At 53.9% G+C, this 3,028-nt stretch carries 1 protein-coding gene; it reads left to right on the top strand.

The annotated features are described in order from the left end of the window. Positions 1 to 3,028: DUF4157 domain-containing protein (locus Q7J88_RS02665; protein WP_303720609.1), on the top strand; the 3,028-nt coding region annotated here is incomplete at both ends.

The raw sequence follows: 3,028 nt of genomic DNA, 5'->3' as shown, positions 1-3,028 counted from the left end.
GATGGCGGTCAGTCAGCCCCACGACAAAGAGGAACAGGAAGCCGATCAGGTGGCACGGGAAGTCAGTCGTGCGCCAAAAGAGCCGGAACCCGGTCCGAAGGAAGACAAAGAAATGATCTCCAGCAAACCGGTGCCCAGTGCGCAACGGCTGCTGCGAAGGATCAACCGTGTCGTGGCCCGGCAAGCGGAGGAAGAGGAAGAAGAAGCGCAACCCAAACTGCGCCGTGCTAAAAAACCGGAAGACGAACAACAAGCCGCCACTGTTCGCCGCTCGGTGGAAACCGAAGAGCCGAAAGAAGAGCAGGCGGTACAGAAGCGACTGCGCCGAAAAACGGAAACAGCAAAGGCAGATGAGGAACAAAAAGCGGTAGCAAGAGTTTTCCGTAAAACAGAATCAGCCAAATCGGAGGAGGAACAGAATACACTACAAAAAAAAATGATGCGGTCGGAAGAAACACCACAACAAGAAGAACAATCGGCTTCTTCCGCAAGCAGCGAAACCACAACGACGGAAGCCCAGCCGACGGTGGAGGAACGTATCGAAAATAGTCGTGGCCGCGGTACACCGCTTCAAGAAACCGTACTACGCGATATGGAAAAACAACTTGGGCAGGATTTATCCCATGTCGTTATTCATACCGATGAGGAAGCCGCCCAATTGTGTAAGGAATTGAACGCGCGCGCGTTTACCGTCGGCAATGACATCTACTTTGCTCCTGGTGAATTTGCCCCGAAAACTGAAAACGGGCGTGAATTGCTAGTTCACGAACTTGCCCATGTTATGCAGCAAAGCGGAGGCATTCAGCAAAAAAATAAAATTGCTCGGCAAGTAACTGGTGATGGCGCTGCAACCACGGAATTCGAAGCAACGGAACCATTAGAAATACCGCCTATAAAATCTCGCCACGGTGCCCGCTATCAGGCCATGGCTCGCGCCGGAAGTTTGCGACGTGCGGCAGGAAGTATCAGCGCCAATCGCGAAACTGCTCAACGTTCCACGTGGCTGGAAACCATACGTCCAGATATTAATAGAATTCACCCGGATCAACGCCCCAGTACTGCGACTGGTTTTCGGCTTCGCCTCAATGTCAGGGGTGGAAATCGCGTTGTAGAAGCACCTGACGAAGCTGCATTTTTGGATTTGCTAAAAATCCCTACCTGGGACAACACAGGCGCTCCTGCCGTTTATCAAGTGGACCACATCGTAGAGCATCAACTAGGTGGACCTGATGCTTTTGACAATATGGAACTGCTCAATTCTACTCACAACGCAAGCGTTGGTTCCTCGTTCCGCTACGAGATTAGGGATGCTGTGCGCCGCACCATTGACGTACGCCCTGCCAACCATCCCAGTTTTACGGGCTTGCCGGGATCACCCGGTACCAAACCCACACCCAGCGACATACTAAATAGCAGAACCGTTAAGTTCACTCGAGTCGCTGCAACCGGTGGCCACCAACGACGCAGAGCTGAAGGGGCCAGTACCTTCTGGAGCAGGACCGACATCCAAAATCTGTCACACGTCTTGAGCTTGCTCGATGTATCAATGCGCGATCGCCAAGGCAACGCCTCCATGCTTTCGGTGTTGTCACCCACGGGGGGTTTGGTAATAGCTAAAATTACACACGGAGCCAATGCATCTTCCTTTTCGATACCACGTGCTAAACAAACCGCTTTATCAGGATTCAGGATGGTTAACATCCAGTTGGACAGTGGGTACAATACCGCCTCCGCTGGAACCAGGGTTGGTGGTTTGAACGCAACTCTGGATTTGGGCACGGCTGTTTCGGTTGAAAACCAAACAGGTCCTTTCTCCATTGATCTGCTCAAGGATGCTGATGCTGACTTTGCTGTCCGTATCAGTAGCGAAGCTCTGGCAAATCTGCCGCCTACGGTCAATTTGGCTGGAGCAAGTCCGGTCGATCTGAGTAATTTTGGAATAGGTAACGGTCTTTTTGCCACCGCTATGCTAAGACCGACCCATCCTCTGTTGTCAGGTCTTCAATTACCCGGACGCATTGACAACGGACGCCTGGGAATCTTTTATACACTTGATGCGACCTCCGCGGCTCAACGTTTACCTGTTCCAGGCATGACAATCACTGATGCCTCTGTCACACTGGGGTTCGATGGAGAACGCCTCCTGGCGGGAGGCGGGCTAGAATTCACAGTTCGAAATTTCGGTGAAGGTTCACTCTCAGCTGAACTCGACAGTGAGGGGAATTTTGGACTCTCTGGCCGATTTAATGCTGACACCCGCCTGTTCGATCAGGCCGATTTGCAAATGTGGTATCGCAGCAATGATGGGTTTGGCGTCAGTGGTACTCTTGCAATTACCAGTCCCGATAAAATCAAAGGTATCCGTAGCGCCTCTATCTCAACAAGTTACAATAACCGCAATTTCAGTGCGGTTGGAAACGTCGAACCCAACATCCCCGGCATTCAGCAGGCGGGTCTTACCGTGGCCTATTCCGAGGCCGAGGGCCTCACTATCGGCGGCAATCTGCAACTGGCCGCCAACCCAGCCATTCGTTCCGGCTCCATTGATGTCACCGTCAACAAGCGTGGCGATGATTGGAAAGTACGCGCCACAGGTACCGCACAGCCAGCCATTCCCGGTATCGATTCCCAACTCACCGTCAACTACGACGACGGTGCCTTCACCGCCGAATTCTCAGGCGCGTTCCGGCGTGGCATGTTGTCCGGCACCGTCACCGCCGGCGCCAGCAATCGTGCGGTGGGCGAAGACGGCCGCCCCAGCGGCGAGCCGATGCCGAACGGTGCCCTCAACGTCTACGGCAGCGGTTCCGCTACCATTCAGATAGCGCCCTGGCTGCAGGGCACCGCCGGCATCCGCTTCGACCCCAATGGCGAGGTTACCGTCTCCGGAGAGATCGGCATTCCCAGCAACGTGGAAATTTTTGCCCGCCGGGAAATCAACAAAACCCTGCTCAACGTCAGCACCGACATACCGATCATTCCCGGCATCATAGCGGAAATCGGCGGCAGCCTGACCGCAACGGCAGGT

Source organism: Malonomonas rubra, assembly GCF_003247215.1.
Classification (GTDB): Bacteria; Desulfobacterota; Desulfuromonadia; order Desulfuromonadales; family Geopsychrobacteraceae; genus Malonomonas; species Malonomonas rubra_A.
Note: the sequence above shows the minus strand (reverse complement) of the source record. Positions and strands in the feature narration are given on the sequence as shown.